Source organism: Streptomyces sp. ISL-98 (assembly GCF_018614055.1).
Classification (GTDB): domain Bacteria; phylum Actinomycetota; class Actinomycetes; order Streptomycetales; family Streptomycetaceae; genus Streptomyces; species Streptomyces spiramyceticus.
The window spans coordinates 363,842-386,201 of the sequence record NZ_JAGGPB010000005.1 but is presented as its reverse complement, the minus strand read 5'-3'; the positions used below and the strand labels follow the sequence as shown (position 1 = coordinate 386,201).

19 protein-coding genes, 1 tRNA gene and 2 pseudogenes are annotated in these 22,360 nt (G+C 67.8%); 10 read left to right on the top strand and 12 right to left on the bottom strand.

Going from position 1 to position 22,360, the window contains the following annotated elements; all coding sequences use genetic code 11:
- Positions 1–733: 733 nt before the first annotated feature.
- Positions 734–1,051, top strand: a pseudogene (locus tag J7I98_RS06925) (transposase family protein); the annotation flags it as partial.
- A gap of 1,290 nt (positions 1,052–2,341) precedes the next feature.
- Here J7I98_RS06925 and J7I98_RS06920 read toward each other — a convergent pair.
- The 5 genes from J7I98_RS06920 to J7I98_RS06905 all read right to left on the bottom strand — a co-directional run bounded on the left by J7I98_RS06920 (position 2,342) and on the right by J7I98_RS06905 (position 6,673).
- Positions 2,342–2,821 carry a hypothetical protein gene (locus J7I98_RS06920; RefSeq protein WP_214919670.1) on the bottom strand — a complete coding sequence of 160 codons (480 nt, stop codon included), beginning with the start codon at positions 2,819–2,821 and terminating at the stop codon, positions 2,342–2,344.
- A 340-nt stretch (positions 2,822–3,161) separates the two neighbouring features.
- On the bottom strand, positions 3,162–3,404 hold the full coding sequence (locus J7I98_RS40805; RefSeq protein ID WP_251020203.1) for a hypothetical protein: 243 nt from the start codon (positions 3,402–3,404) through the stop codon (positions 3,162–3,164).
- Positions 3,405–3,423: 19 nt separating this feature from the next.
- Positions 3,424–4,065 carry a hypothetical protein gene (locus J7I98_RS40800; RefSeq protein ID WP_251020202.1) on the bottom strand — a complete coding sequence of 214 codons (642 nt, stop codon included), beginning with the start codon at positions 4,063–4,065 and terminating at the stop codon, positions 3,424–3,426.
- A 504-nt stretch (positions 4,066–4,569) separates the two neighbouring features.
- Positions 4,570–5,841 carry a hypothetical protein gene (locus tag J7I98_RS06910; protein ID WP_214919669.1) on the bottom strand — a complete coding sequence of 424 codons (1,272 nt, stop codon included), beginning with the start codon at positions 5,839–5,841 and terminating at the stop codon, positions 4,570–4,572.
- Position 5,842: 1 nt separating this feature from the next.
- Entirely contained in the window at positions 5,843–6,673 is an 831-nt protein-coding gene (locus J7I98_RS06905; protein ID WP_214919668.1) for a C39 family peptidase, read from the bottom strand.
- A gap of 130 nt (positions 6,674–6,803) precedes the next feature.
- Between J7I98_RS06905 and J7I98_RS06900 the strand changes: the two are divergent.
- Positions 6,804–7,829, top strand: a pseudogene (locus J7I98_RS06900) (IS630 family transposase).
- A 939-nt stretch (positions 7,830–8,768) separates the two neighbouring features.
- On the opposite strand, the gene J7I98_RS06895 reads toward J7I98_RS06900, so the two are convergent.
- From J7I98_RS06895 to J7I98_RS06885, 3 genes are all read right to left on the bottom strand, one after another.
- Complete coding sequence (locus J7I98_RS06895; protein ID WP_214919667.1) at positions 8,769–9,608, bottom strand: MurR/RpiR family transcriptional regulator; 840 nt, start codon at positions 9,606–9,608, stop codon at positions 8,769–8,771.
- Positions 9,609–9,790: 182 nt separating this feature from the next.
- Positions 9,791–10,252 (bottom strand): hypothetical protein, encoded by a 462-nt coding sequence (locus J7I98_RS06890; RefSeq protein ID WP_214919666.1) that lies wholly within the window; start codon positions 10,250–10,252, stop codon positions 9,791–9,793.
- A gap of 135 nt (positions 10,253–10,387) precedes the next feature.
- Complete coding sequence (locus J7I98_RS06885; RefSeq protein ID WP_214919665.1) at positions 10,388–11,167, bottom strand: DeoR/GlpR family DNA-binding transcription regulator; 780 nt, start codon at positions 11,165–11,167, stop codon at positions 10,388–10,390.
- A gap of 121 nt (positions 11,168–11,288) precedes the next feature.
- On the opposite strand from J7I98_RS06885, the gene J7I98_RS06880 reads away from it, so the two are divergent.
- The 4 genes from J7I98_RS06880 to J7I98_RS06865 all read left to right on the top strand — a co-directional run bounded on the left by J7I98_RS06880 (position 11,289) and on the right by J7I98_RS06865 (position 14,497).
- Entirely contained in the window at positions 11,289–12,173 is an 885-nt protein-coding gene (locus tag J7I98_RS06880) for an SIS domain-containing protein (protein WP_214919664.1), read from the top strand.
- Between the two features lie 2 nt (positions 12,174–12,175).
- A complete protein-coding gene (locus J7I98_RS06875; RefSeq protein WP_214919663.1) occupies positions 12,176–13,030 on the top strand; it encodes a class II fructose-bisphosphate aldolase in 855 nt (284 codons plus the stop codon).
- A gap of 135 nt (positions 13,031–13,165) precedes the next feature.
- Positions 13,166–13,987, top strand: a complete 822-nt coding sequence (locus tag J7I98_RS06870) for a lipase family protein (RefSeq protein ID WP_214919662.1) — start codon at positions 13,166–13,168, stop codon at positions 13,985–13,987.
- A 90-nt stretch (positions 13,988–14,077) separates the two neighbouring features.
- Positions 14,078–14,497: a hypothetical protein gene (locus tag J7I98_RS06865; protein ID WP_214919661.1), complete on the top strand. Its 420-nt coding sequence runs from the start codon at positions 14,078–14,080 to the stop codon at positions 14,495–14,497.
- Between the two features lie 496 nt (positions 14,498–14,993).
- Here J7I98_RS06865 and J7I98_RS06860 read toward each other — a convergent pair whose 3' ends face one another.
- Positions 14,994–16,382, bottom strand: a complete 1,389-nt coding sequence (locus tag J7I98_RS06860; RefSeq protein WP_214919660.1) for a cystathionine beta-synthase — start codon at positions 16,380–16,382, stop codon at positions 14,994–14,996.
- Positions 16,383–16,546: 164 nt separating this feature from the next.
- Here J7I98_RS06860 and J7I98_RS06855 point away from each other — a divergent pair, with 164 nt between their 5' ends.
- The 3 genes from J7I98_RS06855 (at position 16,547) to J7I98_RS06845 (ending at position 20,212) form a co-directional block, all read left to right on the top strand.
- Positions 16,547–17,545 (top strand): SGNH/GDSL hydrolase family protein, encoded by a 999-nt coding sequence (locus J7I98_RS06855; RefSeq protein WP_214919703.1) that lies wholly within the window; start codon positions 16,547–16,549, stop codon positions 17,543–17,545.
- 383 nt (positions 17,546–17,928) lie between these two features.
- The gene (locus J7I98_RS06850) at positions 17,929–19,149 is read left to right on the top strand and encodes an acetyl-CoA C-acetyltransferase (protein WP_214919659.1); all 1,221 of its coding nucleotides are present in this window, start codon (positions 17,929–17,931) and stop codon (positions 19,147–19,149) included.
- 229 nt (positions 19,150–19,378) lie between these two features.
- Positions 19,379–20,212, top strand: a complete 834-nt coding sequence (locus tag J7I98_RS06845) for a hypothetical protein (RefSeq protein ID WP_251020199.1) — start codon at positions 19,379–19,381, stop codon at positions 20,210–20,212.
- On the opposite strand, the gene J7I98_RS06840 is transcribed toward J7I98_RS06845, so the two are convergent.
- The gene (locus J7I98_RS06840) at positions 20,209–20,529 is read right to left on the bottom strand and encodes a hypothetical protein (protein ID WP_214919658.1); all 321 of its coding nucleotides are present in this window, start codon (positions 20,527–20,529) and stop codon (positions 20,209–20,211) included. The genes J7I98_RS06845 and J7I98_RS06840 overlap by 4 nt on opposite strands.
- A 100-nt stretch (positions 20,530–20,629) precedes the next feature.
- Here J7I98_RS06840 and J7I98_RS06835 point away from each other — a divergent pair, with 100 nt between their 5' ends.
- On the top strand, positions 20,630–20,860 hold the full coding sequence (locus J7I98_RS06835; protein WP_214919657.1) for a DUF4287 domain-containing protein: 231 nt from the start codon (positions 20,630–20,632) through the stop codon (positions 20,858–20,860).
- Positions 20,861–20,933: 73 nt separating this feature from the next.
- On the opposite strand, the gene J7I98_RS06830 is transcribed toward J7I98_RS06835, so the two are convergent.
- On the bottom strand, positions 20,934–21,815 hold the full coding sequence (locus J7I98_RS06830; RefSeq protein ID WP_214919656.1) for a Bax inhibitor-1/YccA family protein: 882 nt from the start codon (positions 21,813–21,815) through the stop codon (positions 20,934–20,936).
- 115 nt (positions 21,816–21,930) lie between these two features.
- Positions 21,931–22,012, bottom strand: a tRNA-Leu gene (locus tag J7I98_RS06825).
- Positions 22,013–22,360: the final 348 nt, after the last annotated feature.

Below are 22,360 nucleotides of genomic sequence, written 5' to 3'. Positions count from 1 at the left end.
AGGACCTCAAGCAACGGCATTGCCCGGCCCCTTCGCTCCACCCCCATTACAGGGGCTTCAGCACTACTACGGACCGGTCCGCCAGCACGCCTCGCATCGGTACTCAACCCCTCACGGTTCAGCCGCTCGGGGCGCTCCCTCTCGTCGCCCTCGACGAACGACCGTTTCGAAGCGTGCCTTCCCACGTTCCGTGCAAGAGCGGCAGATCAGGCTCACGCCACCTCCATGCCGGACACCGCCTGGCCAATAGGCGGGCACCCGCCAGGCTCCTCCCGGGATAAAAGCTGGCACCCCGGTTTTGATGTCACTTCAATTGGATAACGACACGTCGTCAGCGGTTCGCTCACGCTCGTCTTCCTGATCCCCACCTGACACTTCGAAGAGTGCCTTTTCCACATCGCTCACCACGATCACGTCACCACTTTCGCAGCATGTGGCGGTTTGAAGCCTCCCCCCGCAGGGCGACTTCGAAGGGCCATTCCTTCATCTCCTGCACAGCATCAGTCGAAGTGACTCCCCTACATCGAGCCCCTCCTTCTGTTCGTGGCACACAGCCCTTTCCAACCTGACGGCGCGGTCGGGTGGTTGGTGGGCTGTACGAACTGATGAAGCCCCTGGTAGACGGGTTCACGACCAAGATCACCGGCGCTCGACCAGGAGCTTCGTGTGCTTGTCTACCCATCGGCGATCGATCTGTCCAGCGCCCACCTGCTCCACCTCACCCAGCACCTGACTGCCCGGGTCCGCTCACGACCTGACCGCCGCCCGAACCCACGGCATCGTCGACGCACTCGCCGAGGCCGACCTCAAGTGCTGGGCTGACAAGGCGTATCAGGGCGCCGACGGCTCCATCCGGGTGCCCTTTCGCGGCCGTCAGCTCAAGCGATGGCAGTGCAGGCACAACAGCACCCATGCCAAGATCGGCTGCCTCGGCGAGCAGGCCATGGCCACGCTGAAGGGCTGGCGGCTCCTTCGAAAGCTCCGCTGCAGCACCAACCACATCACCGACTTCGTGAAGGCCGTCCTCACCCTTCACCACGCCTCAACGTGAGGTTCGAAAAGGCTCAGCGAACTCTTTCGTCCTGTCTCGCAAGGGCGAAAGAGTTCACTGACACCAGTGACGGTCTTTACTTGGTGGCGGTGCAACCCATGATGCGCGTCGACCTGAGTTCAACCAGGGAACTTCCATTCCCTTAGTCTGCAAGTCGGCACCACGAGCCCTTGCCGCCCCGGCTTCAGGAGGTAATCACAAGGCCCCGCAATGTGATCACGGGGCAAGGGAGGGCCTAGATGCCGTTGCCGATGTCGAATCCCGCCAGGATTGAAGCTATCAAAATAGCCGCAACAGCGAGAATGCCTCATCGCATTTGTTGTGTTGCGGCCATTGTAATTCCCCTATCGGGCGGGGGTCGCTATTACTTTAGATTAGTCTTCCCGATGATCAGGAAGGACTTGAGCGGGCAGGTTACAGATGAGCTCTGACCAAAGGGCTTCCAAGGCCCGTGCAGCCACACGTTGATGGTGTGGGTGTTCCCTTGGCCCCGCTCCATGGCACAGTACGCAGCCGCACGGTGCCGCGTCTTGCTTCGATCCATGCCGGGCCCAGGGAGGGCCACGCACTTGGATGTGACCTTCTTCCTGGCTATGGACTGATCCAGGCTGCACGACCAACCCTTAGCTGCTGCTGAAGCCTGGCCAGCACCAAAAATAGCAAGTCCCCCCGCTGCAATAATTGCCGCCATCCCGATGGCGAACCACTTACGCATTCCTTCGAAAGAGCTATACGTGGCCATGATTGTGCCTCATCCCCCTATTGGAAGTTGGTGAAGGCTACGCCGTTTAAGGTCAGGGGTAGCCGGTGGAAGAAACCACCCTCGTCGGCATCGCAACGCCAGAGCATGAGGGCGAAGAGGGTATAATTTCATAAAGCGCGACTAAATGGCAAACATTACCCAGAGTGGTGAGACGTAGGTCACTTGCGGCTGGGTGGGGCGGGGTGCGGATAGCTCTGCAGGGGTGGTTGTCGTGACGAAGTCACGTTTCACCGACTTCGTGAAGGCCGCCCTCACCCTTCATCACGCCTCAACGTGAGGTTCGAAAAGGCTCAGTGTCTGCGCGTTCTCTACCGAGAAGCGAGGGCCGCCCGCAAGTCGCATCAGCCCGTTCATGCGACTTGCGGGAAAGGGGCTGCACCGCTCAGCACCCGGCAACGACCAATCAGACTCAAGCCGGGCTCTCCCCGCACGTCGTGCACTCGACGTCGTGCAACGGCTGCTGCGTGCTCCGTCCTCCGTATTGCCGCCGAGGGTCCGGTCCGCGGCTCGAATGATCGCCTTGGCGGTCACCGCGCCCCCTCGACGAGTCGCCGGTGGCCGAGGTCGATCAGCTCGGACACGGCATGAGGTGAGCACAGATCGCCCGCGCTCTTCAGGGGGACCGACCAATACGGGTCGCTCGTCTCCAGCGTGGTGCGGTCTGTACGCGGTACGCCGAGCCACGCCCCACCCCCTAGGCACCTGGCGAAAGGCGAGCGCCACGCCTCTGTAGTTCTTGGCGGCACCAGTGCGTAGAACCAGCGGTGCGGATCATGGATAACCGGGCCGTCGAGGACCTCTCCGAGGAATCCATCGATCACTGCCCAGCCGTTGCTACGTGCTGCGGCGCGCACCACGTCGGAAGGAATGCACACGGCGTCGAACAGGCCGCCCACCCGAAGCATCGCGGGGGCGCCGGTGTCCCACTCCGACTGAGCTTCCTCTGGCGAGGGCAGTGTGCAGGCAAGCCAGTCGGCGACATGCGTTCTTACCTCTTCCGTGCTCACGGTCGGCCCCCCAGCAGGAGGCGTGAGGTTGCCCCGGGGGTGATGGCGCTCGGAAGACTGTCGAGCAATCGCGTCAACGTCGCGTGTAGATCGCGCGCTTCGACGCGGGAGCGGACAAGGTCGACGTCACCTTGCGGCTGGTTGAGGCGAAATAGGGCAAGCGGTAGCCGAACCTCCCCCGTTCCGCTATCACTTATCGCGGTTGCGGCTCGGCGCGGGGATGCGTGCCAGGCTTGGACGGTCATACGGCCTCGATCGGTGGCCTTTGATGGACCGTCACCGTAGAGCCGTATCCGCCTGGGTAGGGGGACATCCTGTCCCCCTGCCCCCAACGGTCCCCCTACACGGCGGCTCTGATGCCGACCTTCTCGGCCAGTTGGCCAGCCGCAGGGCGCAGCGCGCGAGGAGCTGTCCTCCAAAGCTCGGCCGCCACCGTCCTCGCCGACGGGGTGTAGGCCACTGTCTCCTCGCCGATCTTGTGAGCGATCTCCATTACGTGCAGGGCAGCGGTGCGGTCACCGCGCTGGAGATGGCCGCGGGCGACCTCGACCCACAGCCGGGCGCGGCGCTCTGTCGACGGCATGATGTCCGGGTCGAGATCGTCAGCGAGGGCCAGTGCTTTGCCGGACGCGCGCAGATCCGGCCACCGAGATCGCGTGGAAGTCGACGTTGGCGCGGCCGAAGACTGTTGAGGGATGGACGTACGCGGACGGCAGGGACTTCGCGACCTGGTCGCCCGCATCCCAGTACCGCCAAGCGTCACCCTCTCGGCCGTCGCGCGCGCAGGTGACGGCGGCGTGCAGCTGCAGGGCGCCGTAGATACCGCGCCAGTCGTTCGGAGCGGCGTCGAGGTGTGGCCGTATCAGGGCCGCCGCGTCCATGACCACACTGAGCGCCTCTTCGGGATAGTCCGTTTCGCGGAGGATGTTGCCCATGTTCCAGGCGGCGGCCGCAATGGCGGCGGGCTGGTCCGCCTGCTGCGCTGCAGCCAGTGCCCGGTCAGCAACCACCCACGCGAGCTCGGCCGGCGCCACGTACGCGGTGGCTTGCCCGGTGAGGCGGTAGACGTCGGCGAGGGTGACCAGGGCGGCGCGGCGTTCGTCTCCTTCAAGCGTGCGGGCGGCGGCCTCGGCGTCGCGGATCAGATCCGGGAGGAGGGCTCCCACCTCCGTACGGTTGTGCTTCGACGTGTGCCACGGCTTCCAGGTCTGATCGACGCGTCCCTGGAGAGATGCGATGGCCATTGGTTCCGGACGGTTGACGGACAGGCTGCGGCCCATGACGGCAGACCAAATGCCAGGCATGGCAGGGTGGTTGAGCCGACCGAGCGGCACGGGCTGCGTCACCTGCGAGGAGCCGCCGGTGATGATCGACAAGTCCGAGACCTGAAGGGCTGCGGCCAGTCGCATCAGAAGGCCGTGGGAACGGAGCGGCCGATCGCCTGACTCGATCTTTTTGAGCCAGTCAGGGCCGCGACCACAGAAGCCAGCCGACGCGGGTGCGTGAAGAGGATCAAACATCCTCGGCGTCGTCCTCGTCTGACGCTCTCTGACTCTGGGTGACAACGGCGGTGCGGGTGACTGTCCCGTCTTGATGCTTGTCCGGCATGGTGCCGGGGCGGTTGTGACCACTGCAGCCGTCACGCATTGAGGGAGCGAGCCAGGGGTGGCGGAACCGGGTCACGGCTCCGGTCGGCGTACACACGCACGGGGAGGACGCCGACAGGAAGGCCACGGTGTGGTGTCCTGTTACTTCCAGTCTGCGACCTCGTAGGAGGCCTTCGCATTGTGGGAGTTACCTGGGATGTTGGCCCAGGCGAGGCGGTCGCCCTTTGCGTAGATGACGCTGAAGCCTTCCTCGGCGCCGACTCGCCACAGCTTCCCGGACTCGAACTCGTACACGTACTGGCCTGCGTCCCCGGCGGCGCTGCCGTTGCCCCACACGAGGTGATCGTCGGTGGAGCGCAGGAACATCGTGGAGGGCCCGGCATGGCCGAGTTTGAACGTGACGGCGTTGTTGGTCCTCAAGTCGAGCGAGTAGAGTTTCGAGTTTGCCTGTTCGGGGTTGGCGATGACCCAGCTCACGCGTGAGGTCTTCACAGAGAGCGTGGAAACCTCCTGGCCTGCGGTGAGTGGACCGCCTGCGACGAGCCTGTCGGTCCCGTTCGCCTCCCTCTTCCGGATCTCGAAGCGGTCCTTGGGGAAGCCGGGAGCGATGTCCGCCGAGCGGACATAGAAGAGCGTGTCACCCGCCGCCCGGGGCAGCTTGGCGTGGTCAACAGCTGTTTCCAGGCCCGAATCGCCGGTCAACTCCCGCGCCACCACCTTGACTCCGAACTTCCGTTTGCCCGAGGTCTGGTAGGTGGTGGCCCAGAAAGCCTTGGAGCGGCCGAGAGACACAGCGGCACTGCCTGACGGTTCTGGCATCCCCTGCTGCCTGCCGCTGACAGAGGCGGAGTCTCCCAAGAGGGTGGTGGTCTTGGTGCCTGGATCGTAGGCAAAGACGCACCAGTCGAAGGCGTACAGATTTGTGCTGGCGGACTCGACCCAGGCAACGGTTCCGTCGCGTTCGTCGGCGTAGACGGCCTGGCGGGGAGTGTTGCGGCACGTGCCGTTCTTGGCGGCGGGGAAGGGGGAGAAGGATGTCGCACCCTGGAGGCCAACTCGGCTCTGGCCGATGCGGACTACACCGTCAGTGCTCTTCGGTTCTGAGTTGGCGGCGGCCACCAGCCGGCCAGATGCGGTGATGTCCAGGATGTTCGTCGTGAGGCCCGCACCCAGGTTGGCCTTAGGTGCGTAGCGCGGGTCGTACTGTCGGCCCGCGCTCGCCGACCGAGCAGTGTCTGTGCCGATCTCGGATGTCAGGGTGAACGATCTCCCTGCCGCAGGCTTCGTTGCCGTAGACGCGGTGGGCCGGGCTGAGGGGGTGGCCCCCGCCGGCGGGCGCGGACTTTTCTCACTGGTACAGGCGGTCAGCCCGACGAGCAGGATCACAATGGGCAGCGCCGGGCTGACTCGCATGTTAGTAGGCGTATCCGTTCGACTGGAGGAAGTAGCTTGTGAAGTTGCGGGTGTTGTACGCGAACGTCTTGCTCACGCCGCTCCACACCGTTGTCGAGGGATCTGCCCACTTACTGCTTGAGCCGTTGGAGGTGTAGCCGTAGGCGGTTATCCAGTGACCGATCGTCTTGTTGACCGGATGGCCGTTGTAGTGCCGCCCGTTCGCAAACTCGACGGTGTCCGCAGCGATCGGCATACCGTTGCCGCCGATGCTGTGGAGCATCGTCTTCACGGCGTTCGTGGGTGTCGGCGAAGGGACCTGCACGTACCAGTTCTGCCCCCGCCACCGGTTGATACCCGTGACGAACTTCTTGGTTCCCCAGTCGGTCACGCGCGCGTTCGCGGTGTTCATGTGGGCGCTGTTCGCCAGGTTCTGCTGGCTGAAGGCGTTGTTGTTGTAGCGGCTCCTGATCGACCCGTTCACGCTCTTGATCATCATGGCTGCGGTCGCCGGCCCGCAGAAGTAGCCTGTTGCCTGGCCGTAGTGCCTCAGCGACAGCGTGCGACTACTGGGGGCCGCGGTGGCGGCATAGGGTGAAGCGGCGCTGAGCTGGGCTGCATCCTGCTTGTCCAGCCCATATTTTTGAAGGAACGCCTTCTCCCGCTCGGCGTACTCCGCCTTGCTGCTGCGGCCCTCGTGGGCACTGAACCACGCGTCGGTCAGCGCGATTTTCTCCTTGGCCTGCGCGGACAGCTCCTTGCCCTGCTGCGGGCGGGAAACGTCGCCGCCCGTGTAATTACCGACGATTCCGCCATGGGGTCCTTCCTCGGCGTGTGCTGCCGGAGCGATCAACGTTACCGACCCGACGGCAGTGGCAGTGCAGATGGCGGCGATAATTCCGGATCTGAATTGACGTGCGACCCTCATTATTGATCCGAAACGGTAGGTGTTCTGGGTCGTTGATCCTTGTGTGAATGAACTGGTGGGGGACGCACGGCAGTTGTCGCCGTCGGCGCAGGAGGCCCTTCGCCTGCGGGCGGTGGCCGCGTTGGTGGCGGGCCGGACTCGCGAGGATGTCGCCGCGGTGTTCCAGGTCTCGCTCAAGGCGGTGGACAACTGGTGGGCGAAGTGGCTGGCAGGCGGACGTGAGGCACTCGTGGCCCAGCCACGTGGGCGGCGGGTCGGCGAACACCAGGTTCTCGATACGGTCGAATAGCAGGCGATCCGGCAGGCCGTACTGGATCACCGGCCCTGTGACCTGGGGCTGGCCGGGCAGCTGTGGACTCGTGCCGGTGTGGGAGACCTGATCGCGAAGCTGTACCGGATGCGGCTGACCGAGCAGGGGGTGGGCAACTACCTGCGCCGGTGGGGACTGTCGTTTCAGCGGCCGGACAAGCGGGCCGTCGAGCAGGACGCGGAAGCGGTCCGTGTCTGGCGGGAGGAGACCTGGCCGGCGATCCAGGCGAAGGCCGAGGGCGGCGAGGTGCTCTTCGCCGACCAGGTCGGCATCCGCTCCGACCAGGTCACCGGCCGCACCTGGGGCGCCATGGGGTGCACCCCCGTCGTGCGCCGCACGGGCAACAGGTTCTCCGTGAACGCGATGTCCGCGATCAGCACGAAGGGCCGGATGCACTTCATGGTGTTCACCGAGACCTTTGACGCCGACGTCATGTGCCGCTTCCTGGACCGCCTTGCGGGCCACTTCGACCACAAGGTGCACCTCGTCCTGGACGGACACTCCGCCCACCGCTCCCGCAAGGTCCGCGCCTGGCTGGCCGCCCACCCCGACCGGATCGAGCTGCACTTCCTGCCGTCCTACTCGCCCGAGTTGAACCCCGACGAGCTGGTCAACGCCGACCTCAAGCGGAGTCTGCCGATGCACAGCCGGGCCCGCGACCAGGCCCAACTCGCCGCCGAAACCCGCAGGTTCTTCTACCGCCGCCAACGCCAACCGCACATCATCCGCGGCTACTTCGGCGGCCCACACGTCCGCTACATCCTCGAATAGAACCCTTTGAGTTTCGGATCAATAGCACTTTCCCCCGTTGTGTAGACACAGTCATGCCTGTCATTCAGAAGGCTGCATGAACAGAGCATCCATGTGGCCGCTCGTAGTCCAACACCCCCCTGTAGACCTCGACGAAGCAAACACCTCGTGCGCTTTTACCGTCAACCGTCTTTGCCCCGTTCCCGGCACACCGCAACTCCACGGAAGCAGTAAATTCGCGTCACGAGAGTTCTAACCGGAAGTTCTAATTGATGCAGGAATCGGGAGGTTGCGCGAACGAGGGAGAGGCAAGGGGAAGCTGCCATCCAGTTTCTCCGGTCCACCGTCGCGCATTGGGTGGCGCAATCTTGCCCCCCGTTTATGCCTCAAAATCCGGCATCACAAAAGGGCGAAAAAGGATTAAAGGTGCATGTAGTCGGTCGCCGACAACTCCTACAACTTGTGGCCATGCCTGATGAAAGCGACCGGCGACACGGGCAATTTCAATTAACGCCCGGCTTCCGTTTTCCCCAGCTTTCACCGATGCCTGTCCCGAGGCGGAGGTCGGCGAGCAGCGAACTCAGCCTGACGCGGCTCCTCCTCATGCGGCGGCCAGCGCCTGGTCTGACCGAGTCGCTGGAACTGCGCGCGCTTACGCGCGACGGTTCATCGGAGTGAGTTCAACCCTTTTGGAACCTCGGCGCTGCAGGTCAGGCTGTACGCGGGGCGTCTGAGACGGAACCTCCCACCGGGGAGGATGGCAGCCGACTCCCCACGGCGGACTCAGCCCTGACGGACACTCGGCTTCAGGAGTTTTCCTTGATGCGGCGTTTCCGGCCTCGCATCACCACATCACAAACAGGCACCTGACCACAGGGCACGTCGTGTTCGCCATCGCCTAAGCACCGACTGCCTGGGGGTGGGGGAATAGAGAAAACTCCGCCCGGCACGTCGGCGCGCCTAATCCACGAACAACCCCCGCGCCGCCGCCTTCGCGTCGAACTCCTCCAGCCGCGCCTGCGCGTCCGGCAGGTCGTCGCACATCGCTTCGAGCAGCACCCGCCCCAGCAGCATCGGCGCACACGCCGTGTCGAAGGCGAGGCCCGTGCCGACCGCCGCCGGGATCAGCAGGTCGCTGTGCTTGGCCACCGGCGCGAAGGCGGAGTCGGCGACGGAGACAACAGTCAGGCCCTGGGTACGGGCGTACGCCAGTGCCTCCACGACCTCGCGCGGGTGGCGCGGCAGCGCGAAGCACAGCAGCGCGGTGGCTCCCGCCCGGCGCGCGGCGTCGATGCGGTCGGCGAGCATCGTGCCGCCCTCGTCGAGGAGGCGTACGTCGGGATGCACCTTGGCGGCGAAGTACGCGAAGCCGCGGGCCTGCGAGGAGGCGGCGCGCAGGCCGAGCACCGGCAGGGGGCGGGACGCGGCGAGGATGCGGCCGGCCTCCTCCACGGGGCTGGGGTCGGCGAGCAGTTCGGCGAGGTGGCGGAGGTTCTCGATCTCGGCCTGGACCGCCTGCTGGTACTCGTTGTACGCGTCCTCGCCCCGCGCCGCGGCCTCGGCGGGCGCGACGTCGCGCAGGTGCTTGCGCAGCGCCGGATAGCCGTCGAAGCCGAGCGCGACGGCGAAGCGGGTGACGGACGGCTGGCTGACCCCGGCCAGTTCGGCGAGCTCGACGCTGGACAGGAACGGCACATCGGCGGCCTTGCGCACCATGCAGTGCGCGATGCGCCGCTGGGTGGGCGTGAGCCGATGCCCTTCGAAGAGCTGCTGCAGTCGTGCGGCAGGGCTGTCGTTCATGCCGTCCCCCTCAGGAAGTCCACCACCACAGTTTTACCTCAGGGCATTGGCATCTATTCAGCCAACCCGAATCCTGCATGACCATATACAGGCGCTGTGGTGGAGGAAACCTGCCCCTCGGGGCGGAGCGTAAGAGGGAAGTACGCGTACTTCCGGATCAGCGGATCAAGGAGCCTCCGGAGTCACCACTGACCGTGGTTGCCGTCGTCCCGCCCGCCCTGGTAACCGCCGTCGACGGACTCGCGCCAGTGCACGACGACATTACGGACGATGAAATTGTCGATCTGACCGCCCGACGACTGGCCGTGCTGGACCTGAATCGTGTTCCGCCCCTGCCGGAGGATGCCGCGTTCGATCGGGTCCATCCAGGTCTGCCAGAGGACCTGCCCTCTGGCCCCTCTGGCGATGTCGAACTCGGCCAGGTCCCTGTCGTTGACGAGAATCCGGTGGTTGTTGAAGTCCACTCCGTAGACCTGGATCACCAGGTAGCCGTCCCCCACGGGGTCCCTGTCGATCTCGAACGGCTCCAACGACGTCTGGTCGCCCATGAACCGTGACGAGCCGGGATCGAAGTTGGAGGGAGGTGTGCGCGTGCCGATGCGCTGGTTGAAGCGGATCATTCTGAAGTCGGATCGCGTCTCCATACTGAGCCTTCGTCCTTCCGGTGCGGGGGAGGCAGGCTGCAGTTCCGCCGGCCCGAATTCATCCTTGGCCAGGCCCCCACGGCCCGCCAGCCGTGGCCCCCGAAGGGGTTATGCCGGGCAGCCCCGTGCGCGGAATCAGGCGCGGATGACTTCCACGCCCGCCTCGGCGAACCGGTCGGCCATCTCGTCGGACACGGCGGCGTCCGTGACCAGCGTGTCCACCTGTTCCGTCGCGCAGATCCGGGCGAACGCCCGCTGACCCAGCTTGGTGGAGTCGGCGGCCACGACGACGCGTCCTGCGCGCTCGCAGAGCAGCCGGTTGATGGCCGCCTCGTCCTCGTCGTGGGCCGTGGCCCCGTGAGCCGCGTCGAAGGCGCCCACGCCCAGGACCGCGGTGTCCATCGTGATCTGGCTGAGGACTCCGCCCGCGAGCGGGCCGATGAGTTCGTACGACTGCGGGCGCGCGACCCCGCCCGTCACCACAATCTTGAACTGCGGCCGGATGGCCAGCTCATTGGCGATGTTGAGCGCATTGGTCACCACCGTGAGGGCGGGCGATCCGGTGGCGAGATCGGGGCGCGCGGCAAGGGCGCGGGCGACCTCGGTGGTCGTGGTGCCCCCGGTGAAACCCACCGCCTCGCCGGGTGAGATGAGTGCGGCGACAGCCGTGCTGATGCGCCGCTTCTCCGCCGCGCGCCGGGACGTCTTGTAGCGCAGGGGGAGTTCGTACGAGACGCCGTGAACGAGCGCCCCGCCCCGGGTACGTACCAGCATCTGCTGTTCTGCGAGCTGGTCGAAGTCGCGCCGGATGGTGGCGGCCGACACGTCGAGCGCCGTCGCCGCCTCCTCGACGTCCAGCCGGCCCTGCTCGACCAGCAGCTCCAGCAGTGCTTTCCAGCGGGCGTCGCGGGACATCCGCAGCTCCATTCCTCGACCGTTCGATGTGACACTAGCGCACCGCCAGATGCTTGAAGTTGCGCGAAAGATGCGTATACCTTGCAGGAACGAGCATTCAGACCCAGGGTGGGAGTACGGCGTGAGTCATGTCGAGAACGAGCTGGCGAGCCAGCCGGAGTGCTGGAACCGGGCCGCTGAACTGGCCGCGAGCCCGAGCGGCACGCTCCCGGCGGCGGGAGAGCGGGTGGCGATCGTGGGCTGCGGAACCTCGCTGTTCATGGCCCAGGCCGCGGCAGCGCTGCGTGAAAGCTCCGGGCACGGCGAGACGGACGCCTTCGCGGCCTCCGAGTTCCCGGCCGGCCGCCGCTACGACCGGGTCGTCGCCCTCACCCGCTCGGGCACCACGACCGAGGTCGTCGAACTCCTCGCGGCACTGCGCGGGCGGATGCCTACGACTGCGATCACCGCAGACCCGGACACGCCGGTGATGTCGGCCGCCGACGACGTGGTCGTACTCGACTTCGCGGACGAGAAGTCCGTCGTACAGACCCGGTTCGCCACCACCGCCCTCACCCTGCTGCGCGCTCACTTCGGCCTGCACTCGGAGGCCGTCGTGGACGACGCCAGGGACGCGCTGGCCGAGCCGCTGCCCGAATGGCTGGTGGGCTGCTCGCAGTTCACCTTCCTCGGCCGGGGCTGGACGGTCGGGCTTGCCTCCGAGGCCGCGCTCAAGATGCGGGAGGCCGCGCGGTCCTGGACCGAGGCGTACCCGGCCATGGAGTACCGGCACGGCCCGATCAGCATCTCCACCCGTGGCACGGCCACCTGGATGATCGGCGACGCCCCCTCGGGCCTGGCGGACGAGGTGCACGCCACCGGCGCCATGTGGGTGGCCGGCGGCCTCGACCCGCTGGCGGAGCTGGTACGGGCGCAGCGCCTCGCGGTCGCGGTCGCGGCGGCCCGCGGCCTCAACCCGGACCGGCCGCGCCACCTCACCCGTTCCGTCATCCTCGCGGGAGCCTGACGATGCCTCTGGCCGAGACCGGCGCCCTGGTCGCCGAAGCCGCCACGAACCGGCACGCGGTGGCGGCCTTCAACATCATCACGCTGGAGCACGCGGAAGCGGTCGTCGCCGGAGCGGAGGCCGCGGGCGCCCCGGTGATCCTGCAGATCAGCGAGAACGCGGTGAAGTTCCGCTACGGGCGGGTCCTGCCCCTGGCCCGCGCTGCGGCGGCCGCGGCCCGGGAGGCCGGGGTGCCCGTCGCGCTCCACCTGGACCACGTCAAGAGCGACGAGCTGCTGCGGCAGGCGGCCGACGCCGGGTTCAGCTCCGTGATGTTCGACGCGGCGCACCTTCCGTACGAGGAGAATCTCGCCGCCACCCGGTCCGCCGCCGCGTGGGCGCACAGCAACGGCCTGTGGATCGAGGCCGAGCTGGGCGAAGTCGGCGGCAAGGACGGCGCGGAGCCCCTGGACGCGCACTCACCCGGGGCCCGCACGGACCCCGAGGAGGCGCGGGCCTTCATCGAGGCGTCGGGCGTCGACGCGCTGGCCGTCGCCATCGGCAGCTCGCACGCCATGACGTCCCGTACGGCGTCACTGGACCACGCGCTGCTGGCGAGGCTGGTCGACGCACTCGATGTGCCGCTGGTCCTGCACGGCTCCTCGGGCGTGCCGGACGGCGAACTCTCGGCGGCGGTCGCCGGAGGAATAGCGAAGGTCAACATCGGTACGGCCCTGAACATCGCCATGACCGGGGCGATTCGCACGTACCTGGCCGCCAATCCGAAGGCGGTCGATTCGCGTACGTACCTCTCGGTCGGCCGGAGGGCGATGACGGCCACGGTCGCCGAGCTGATCGGCGTACTACGGGCGGGCTGACGGGGACCTGGGCATCCGGGTGAAGACAGGGCCAAGATCTTTCGGGCAGGTCGTCGGCGGATACGACATGGTGCACCGGCTCGTGGCAGCTGCCGATGAAGCGATGCCGGACCCCTGCTCCGAGAGGACTCGACCATGCCCGTACCGTCCACGATCGACCATCACGCCGACTCGTACAGCCTGGCCCACGCCTACTGGCTGGCCCAGGCGTCGGATCTGGCCTACAAGAACGAGACCGCCATCGAGGAGCGCGCCGGGAGCTGGGGCTTCGACCGGGTGCGTCATCACCACACCCGGTTCACGCCGCCGTTCCCGCTTCAGGACACGCAGGCGTTCACGATGGCCAGTGACCACATGATCATCACCGCGTTCCGCGGTACGGAGCCGGCGCAGATCCGGGACTGGCTCTCGGATGCCACGACCCCGCCCTGGCCCGGGCCGGGGAAGACGGGGTACATCCACTACGGCTTCGGGGAGGCGCTCGAATCCGTCATCCCGGACGTGAAGGACACCCTGGCGGAGCTCCGTACCAACGGGCAGAGCGTGTGGTTCACCGGTCACAGCCTCGGTGGCGCCCTGGCCATGCTCGCCGGGGCGCGGATGTATCTGGAGGAGCCGCGGCTGCATGCGGACGGCGTCTACACCTTCGGCCAGCCGCGCACGTGCGACCGGCTGCTTGCCGCCGCGTACAACAAGGGCTTCAAGCAGCGCATGTACCGCTTCGTCAACAACAACGACATCGTGCCTCAGTTGCCCCCGGAGCCCGCGTACACCCACGTCGACCACCTGCGGTACATCGACTCCAGCGGCAAGATCCGCGAGTCCATGACCGTGCTGGGCGGGCTGGCCGACCGGGCCAAGGGCGTGACCGCCGCCCCCTTCGCCCCGGCCGCCGACGGCCTCCGGGACCACTCGATCCACCAGTACATCCGGGCACTGGAGAAGAACCTCACCTGATCCAGGAGCACGGCCTTTCGGCTTCCCCCCGGGAAGAAAGGGGGGGTAACCCCACTGCCACGCGCCGCGCCCGCTCCGTAAATTGGGTGCATGGAAGCCCGCGACCCTGAGCTCAAGAAGGAACTCGACGCCACCTTGCACGCGCGCAAGGAGCTCGGGCCGGACTACGAGTCCGCACTCATCGAATCGTTCCTGGAGAAGGTCGACCAGCGCCTCGACAGTACGGTCGACCGCCGCGTGCGCCGTCAGCTGGCCGAGCAGCAGATGGTCGTCGCCAGGGGCAGCACCAAGCCGGCGCAGAACGGGGAGTCGACCTTCGGGGAGCGCTTCGGCTTCGGTGCGATCTCGCTGGTTCTGGCCATCCCGCTGTCGGCGATCGGTGTCGTGAACGCGGACCTCAAGGGCCTGATCGTCGCCTGGGCCGGCATCGTCGGCGTCAACGCGGTCCACGCGGCGCGCGGCTGGCCGTGGATACGGCAGACCCGGGAGAAGTCCGACTGGGAGGACTAGGGCGTGTCCGGCGGATCAGGCCGACTTCGCGGTGCGGCTCCTTCTCTGTGCTGGTGAGCGGGGCGTGGTGCGTGCAGCTGCAAGGCGGAGGAGGGAGTCGACGCGGAGCGTCGGCGAGTGACGACAACGCCGCAGATGTGCGCACCACGCCCCGCGGCACAGGCATGATCCGCCGGACACGCCCTAGGTCCGCCAGGGCGGGGCGTGTCAAAAAAATACCGCGGGGACCGCCGCACCCCCGGTTGCCCGGGGGGCGGGACGACGGCGGTCCCCGCGGGACACGGTCCGGGTCAGGGCCGGTCTCCGCGTCCAGGCGTCCATGGAGGTCCGGGAGCCGCTCCGGTTGTCCTTGACGCCGACAACAACCAATGTGCAGGACGCGTGTTAAGCCGGTGCTGCGCGGACGTGTCGCGCTCGTACCACTTTTGCGAAGCTACGGCCTCACTGCGCCGTCGCTGCACCCTCGTTGAGGTTCGCCACGGCCTCGCACGGTTCGCTACGGCTTCGCCAGGAAGGCCAGCAGGTCCTGCCTGCTCACCACACCGGTCGGCTTGCCCTCGACCAGCACGATGGCAGCGTCGTGCTGCCCCTTACTGCCCAGTACGGACATCAGGTCCTCCACCGGCTCGCCCGAGCCGACTTGCGGCAGCGGCGCGCTCATGTGCTTCTCCAGCGGGTCGGTCAGCGAGGCGCGCTGCGCGAACAGGGAGTCCAGCAGCTCCCGTTCGATGACCGAGCCGATGACCTCTGCGGCCATGACGTCCGGGTGGCCCGCGCCCGGCTTCACGACCGGCATCTGCGACACGCCGTACTCGCGCATCACCTCGATCGCCTCGCCGACCGTCTCCTCCGGGTGCATGTGCACCAGCTTCGGGATGTCGCCCTCCTTGTGCTGCAGGACGTCGGCGACGCTCGCGTGCTGGCCCGACTCCTCGAGGAAGCCGTAGTCCGCCATCCACTCGTCGTTGAAGATCTTGCTCAGGTAGCCACGGCCGCTGTCCGGCAGCAGGACGACGACCACGTCGTCCGGGCCGAGCCGCTCCGCGACGCGCAGTGCGCCCACGACCGCCATGCCGCAGGAGCCGCCGACCAGCAGGCCCTCTTCCTTGGCGAGGCGGCGCGTCATCTGGAACGAGTCCTTGTCCGACACGGCGACGATCTCGTCCGTCACGGTCCGGTCGTACGCCGAAGGCCAGAAGTCCTCACCGACGCCCTCGACGAGGTACGGCCGTCCCGAGCCGCCCGAGTACACGGAACCCTCGGGGTCGGCCCCGATGACCTTGACCTTGCCGCCGCTGACCTCCTTCAGGTACCGGCCGGTGCCGGAGATCGTGCCTCCGGTGCCGACGCCGGCGACGAAGTGGGTAATCTTCCCGTCCGTCTGGTCCCACAGCTCGGGACCGGTGGTCTCGTAGTGCGAGCGCGGGTTGTTCGGGTTGCTGTACTGGTCGGGCTTCCAGGCGCCCGGCGTCTCTCTGACCAGACGGTCGGAGACGTTGTAGTACGAGTCGGGGTGCTCGGGGTCGACCGCCGTGGGGCATACGACGACCTCCGCCCCGTACGCGCGCAGCACATTGATCTTGTCCGTGGACACCTTGTCCGGGCAGACGAAGATGCACTTGTAACCCTTCTGCTGCGCCACTATGGCGAGCCCGACACCAGTGTTTCCACTGGTGGGCTCGACGATCGTGCCGCCGGGCTGGAGCTCGCCACTCTGCTCCGCCGCCTCGATCATGCGCAGGGCGATCCGGTCCTTCACGGACCCGCCAGGATTGAAGTACTCGACCTTGGCCAGGACTGTTGCCTGGATGCCGGCCGTCACGCTGCCCAGCCTCACAAGCGGGGTATTGCCAACGAGGGTGATCATCGAGTCGTGAAATTGCACGGTGGTCTCCGGGGTCTCCGTGATGGTGATGCCAGCGTATGCGGCTCACGACCGTCGGTTCACCTCTGAGCGAGATTGAAGAGCGCCCACTACCGGGCAGTAAGCACTTGTGCGGGAGGCGCGAAGGCTTCGAGGAGGTGGCTGCGACTGTGTCGAGAGCGAGGGTGGCACGGCGGATCGCCGCTGGGGCGGCGTACGGAGGCGGCGGCATCGGCCTGGTCGGTGCGGCGGCGGTGGGGATCTTCCTCGCGGAGGTCCAGCTGGCGAAGCGGTCGGTGGGGGGCGGGCGGGCGCCGGTTCCGCCACCGGCGGACGGGATCTACGGCATGCCCCCGCCGGGGCCCGGGCGCCCCGCGGACCCCCCGCTGCGGCTGGCCATGCTCGGCGACTCGACGGCGGTGGGCCAGGGCGTACGCCGGGCCGGACAGACGCCGGGGGCGCTGCTGGCCTCGGGGCTCGCGGCGGTGTCGGAGCGGCCGGTCGAGATGCGCAATGTCGCGCAGCCGGGGGCACAGTCCGACGACCTGGAGCGCCAGGTCACGGCGCTGCTGACGGATCCGGCGCGGCGGCCCGACGTCTGCGTGATCATGGTCGGCGCGAATGACGTCACGCACCGGATGCCGGCCACGCAGTCGGTCCGGTACCTCGCTTCGGCGGTACGCCGCCTTCGTGCGGCGGGGGCGGAAGTAGTCGTCGGGACCTGCCCCGACCTGGGCACGATCGAGCCGGTGTACCAGCCGCTGCGGTGGCTGGCCCGGCGGGTCTCGCGGCAGCTCGCGGCGGCGCAGACGATCGGCGCGGTGGAGCAGGGCGGGCGGACGGTGTCGCTGGGCGACCTGCTGGGCCCGGAGTTCCAGGCGAACCCGCGTGAGCTGTTCGGCCCGGACAATTACCACCCCTCGGCGGAGGGTTACGCGACGGCGGCGATGGCCGTCCTGCCCACGCTGTGCGCGGCACTGGGCCTGTGGCCGGAGACGGACCGCCTGGACGCTGCGCGCGACGAGGGCATCCTGCCGGTCGCGGAGGCGGCGGCGGAGGCGGCAGCGGAGGCGGGCACGGAGGTCACGGCGGCCCGGGCCCCCTGGGCCCTCCTGAAACACCGCCGCCGTCGGCGCCTGCCGACCCCCACGGAACCGGCGACACCGGACGCGGCGCGGGGGTGAGGGGCGCGCGGGGTGCGGTGCGGGTTGCCTGCGGCGCAGTTCCCCTGCTCGCCCCTTCCCGAACTGGAGGCAAGCCCCCGGCCCCCCGGACGCCCTCCGGGTGTGTCCAGCCGCAAAATGTCACAGCCGGGAAGGGGGCGGGCAGGGGACATGGACCCGCGCTCAGCAGTCCGCCCCGGCTGCGCGCCTGGTGGACGGAGTCCGCCGCAGCGGCGCGAAGCCGGAGAGGCCCGCCAGGGCCGAGCCGTGCGAGCGTCGCACGAAAGAAATGAGCGGGCGCTTAGAAAAGAGGTCCGCGTCACACGGCATGCCGGGTGACCTCGGCGGTACGTGCGGGTAACTTCCCAGACAGCCCTGCATACTCGCCCCCTCATGGAGCCGTGATGACCGAAGCCGTGATCGTCTCTGCCGCCCGTTCGCCCATCGGTCGCGCCTTCAAGGGTTCGCTGAAGGACCTGCGGCCCGACGACCTGACCGCCACCATCGTTCAGGCCGCCCTCGCCAAGGTGCCCGAGCTCGACCCGCGCGACATCGACGACCTGATGCTCGGCTGCGGCCTCCCCGGCGGCGAGCAGGGGCACAACCTGGGGCGGATCATCGCCGTACAGATGGGGATGGACCACCTTCCCGGCTGTACGGTCACCCGCTACTGCTCCTCCTCCCTCCAGACCTCCCGCATGGCGCTGCACGCCATCAAGGCCGGCGAGGGCGACGTCTTCATCTCCGCCGGTGTCGAGATGGTGTCCCGCTCCGTCAAGGGCAGCTCCGACGGCATGCCCGACACCCACAACCCGCTCTTCGCCGACGCGGAGGCCCGTACCGCCGCCGTCGCGCAGAGCGAGGGCTCGGACTGGCACGACCCGCGCGAGGACGGGCTGGTCCCGGACGCGTACATCGCGATGGGGCAGACCGCCGAGAACCTCGCCCGCCTCAAGGGCGTCACGCGCGCGGAGATGGACGAGTTCGGCGTACGTTCGCAGAACCTCGCCGAGCAGGCCATCAAGAACGGCTTCTGGGAGCGCGAGATCACCCCCGTCACGACCCCCGACGGGACCGTCGTGTCGCAGGACGACGGCCCGCGCGCCGGCGTCACCCTCGAAGGCGTCCAGGGCCTCAAGCCCGTCTTCCGCCCCGACGGCCGCGTCACCGCCGCCAACTGCTGCCCGCTGAACGACGGCGCCGCCGCGCTCGTCATCATGAGCGACACCAAGGCGCGCGAGCTCGGCCTGACGCCGCTCGCGCGGATCGTCTCGACCGGCGTCTCCGGCCTGTCCCCCGAGATCATGGGCTACGGCCCCGTCGAGGCCAGCAAGCAGGCGCTGAAGCGCGCCGGGCTGACCGTCGGCGACATCGACCTCGCCGAGATCAACGAGGCCTTCGCCGCCCAGGTCATCCCGTCCTACCGGGACCTCGGCCTCGACCTGGACAAGGTCAACATCAACGGTGGCGCCATCGCCGTCGGCCACCCCTTCGGCATGACGGGCGCCCGCATCACCGGCACGCTCATCAACAGCCTCCAGTTCCACGACAAGCAGTTCGGCCTGGAGACCATGTGCGTGGGCGGCGGCCAGGGCATGGCGATGGTCATCGAGCGCCTCAGCTGACCTCTCGCCCCCCTGTCGCACCCGGTTCGTAACCCAATCTCCCCCAGGATGTGATCTATCTCCTGGGGGAGAGGCATATTCCCAGGTCAGAGCCCATTGGGGGCTAAACACGCAACCAAAAGACCTGTCCAATTCGTGACGTAATGCACTGACAGGTGGCGCAGGCCCACGGCAAGCTGCTGTAGGAAGTCGGGGGATCGATGAAACCGGGAGTAAGTCAGTGAGCGCCATGTCTATTGCCCTGCTGCTGACCACGGCCGCTGCCACGGCCGTGGGCGCCGCTGCCCTGCACGCTGTCCACGGACTGCGCAGGCAGGTCACCGCCCTGCGCACCGAGCTGACGGCCGCCGCGTTCGGCCGTGCCGGGGCCGCCGTCCCCCAGCAGACCCGTGCCGCCGAGGCCGACGGCATACGGGCCGCGGTCGCCGAAGCACTCGCCGAAGAACGTGAGCGCGAGCTCGCCGAGGCGCGTGCCTTCTGGGCCGCGCAGGAAGCCCGCGACGCCGCGGACGCCCCCTCGCTGCTCGGCGGCCTGACCGGGCTCGGCGACGACAGCCCGCCGTTCTTCGTGCCGCGCCAGGCCGACTTCGCGGGCCTCGAGGCCCTCGACGCGTACGAGGCCCTCGAAGCACTCGACGGCCCCGACGGTCCCGACGACCTGGAGCCGGCCGACGCGTTCCCCGAAGACTCCCCCGAGCTGGCCGCCGCCCGCCGCCGCCACCCCTCGCACCCCGACTTCGTCCCGGTCCAGACGCCGGTCGTCACCGACCACGAGCGCACCGTGACCCGCCTCGAAGAGCTCGCGGCCGCCCGCACCGAGCTCGCCGACGTACGCCCGGGGCCCCTCGGCACCCTCGACGTGTACGTCTTCACGGACGGTACGACGCTCTGTATGACGCCGGGACACCGCGAGACCGCCGAGCGCCTCGCCGAGGCCCTGCGCGACGGCGAGACGCCGATACTGCTGGGCGGCTCCGGCATCTCCGGCGCGTACGCGCTGACCTTCGCCTGCGGCGAGGAGAGCGTCTACATCCTCGCCGACCGGGTCATCGCCTCGATCTAGAGCTGCGCCCGCGCCGCCGAGGCTCTCACCAGACTCACGGCCTCGTCCAGCTGCTGCTCCGACGGGGCCGTTTGCAATGCCCCAGCCAAATCATGGCCAGCCACCGACAATTGATCAGCCACCGCGAACGCACCCGCGTCCGGCATGATCCGCGGCTCGCTCTCCGGCTCCTCCAGGCGCTGTGCCCGTACGGCCAATTCCCTGGCCAGAGCAAGTCCTTCGGCGGCGGCGCCGCGCTGCAGGCGGCTCTGCGGGGCGGCGCGCAGCCGGTCGGCGAATCGGTCCACGGCGGCCGTCAGAGGCGTTGTATCGAGCACGCCGCGACCCTACGCGCCCGCCCTGGACTGTTGCCAACGGGCGAACGCTCAGGCACGGTGGCGTGAAGGAGCACTCGCGCAATGCGTCCGGAGGCGCCGAATGTCCCAAGTCTTCTCCGAAGAGACCCATCGAAATCTGCTCTCCCGTATCCCCCACTGCACCGGTCGTGAAATCTCCGACTGGCTCCGCGCCGTAGATGACGGCCCAGCCCTCTTCCGCTTCGACGAGAAGGTGAGCTGGCTCCGGAGCGAACACAACCTCGCCTACGGTCACGCGAAAGCAATCGTCCACGAGTACGACTTGAGGCGGGCCGCTCGCCGGCTGCTCTAGCGGACAGCGGTCGGCAACGCGGAAGGGCCCGCCCGGCACACGCCGGACGGGCCCTTCCTCATGCCTGGGACTGCTAGTCGTCGCCGCTGAAGATGGCGACGAGGCGCAGCATCTCCAGGTAGATCCACACCAGCGACATCGTCAGACCGAACGCCGCCAGCCAGGACTCCTCACGCGGAGCACCGTAGGCGACGCCGTCCTCGATCTGCTTGAAGTCCAGCGTCAGGAAGAATGCGCCGAGCAGGATCGCGATGATGCCGACGACCGCGCCGAGCGGACCCATGCTGCGCAGGCCGCCGTCCTCGACTCCGCCGAAGACCACGAGCAGCAGATTGACCGCCATCACGAGAATGAAGCCGATGGCGATGGCCATGCCGATACGGGCATACCTCGCGGTGACCCGGATCCAGCGCTGCTTGTAGGCGAACAGCGTTCCGGCCGCGACCGCCATCGTGCCGAGGACCGCCTGGAACGGCGCTCCCGACCAGCGCTCGTTGAACATCTCGCTGATGACGCCGAGGAAAACGCCCTCGAAAGCGGCGTAACCCAGAATCAGCGCAGGAGACGCCTTGCGCTTGAACGACTGGACGATGGCCAGTACGAAGGCCACCAGCGCGGCGCCGACGGCCAGACCGTAACTGGTCGGCGTGGTCGGCAGCAGCGTCCAGGCGAGCGTGGCGCCGACGACGACGGTGCCGAGCGTCATGGCCGTACGGGTCACGACGTCGTCGATCGTCATGACGTCGGTGCGCGCGGGCGCCTGCGGGGCGCCGTACTGCGTGTCCTGCTGGGCGTACGGGTTGGTCGCGTACGGGTTCGTGGCGCCCTGGGCATAAGGGTTGCCCTGCGTCGCACCGACGGCGGGGCCCCCGGCCTGCGGTGCCGCGTTGAAGCCCGCGTAGCCGTTGTCGCGGCTGAAGCCCCGTCGCGAGAAGACCGGGTTGCTGCTCCTCATCTCACTCCTCCATGGCCACCGTGTGTGGTCTCTGGACAAGAGTAATGGGAAAGCAAAAGGAACACCCTAGTGCCAGAGGAGGATCTTTCGAAGATCCCGCCCGTACGGCTAAAGGTGCCCGGAGCCGGACTCGAACCGGCACGCCCGCGAGGGCAGCGAGGTTTAAGCTCGCCGTGTCTGCGTTCCACCATCCGGGCCAGGTGCGCGGCTCCACAATTCGCGGGTCAGAGCCTATCCGGAGGCTTCCCCCGAACAGCGGAACGCCTGGCCGATGTTGTCTTATTTTATTGACGCTTGAGGGCCCGTCAGCGCCCGTAAAGGGCCGTCGGCACATGCCGGGCGCGGTAGGCGGCCGCAAGGGCCGGCGTACGGGAATGACGGAAACTCGCCTGCCCGCGCCTCTTTCCGCGCCCTCCCCCCGCCCTGCTTCGTCCCTCCCCCGGTCTCAGGGGCGACGTCATACCAAAGGAGGACGGGCGAGGGCCCCGATGCGACTCAAGAGGGCCCCGGGAACGGGCTCGGGGGCTGATCCGTGGGGCCCGAAC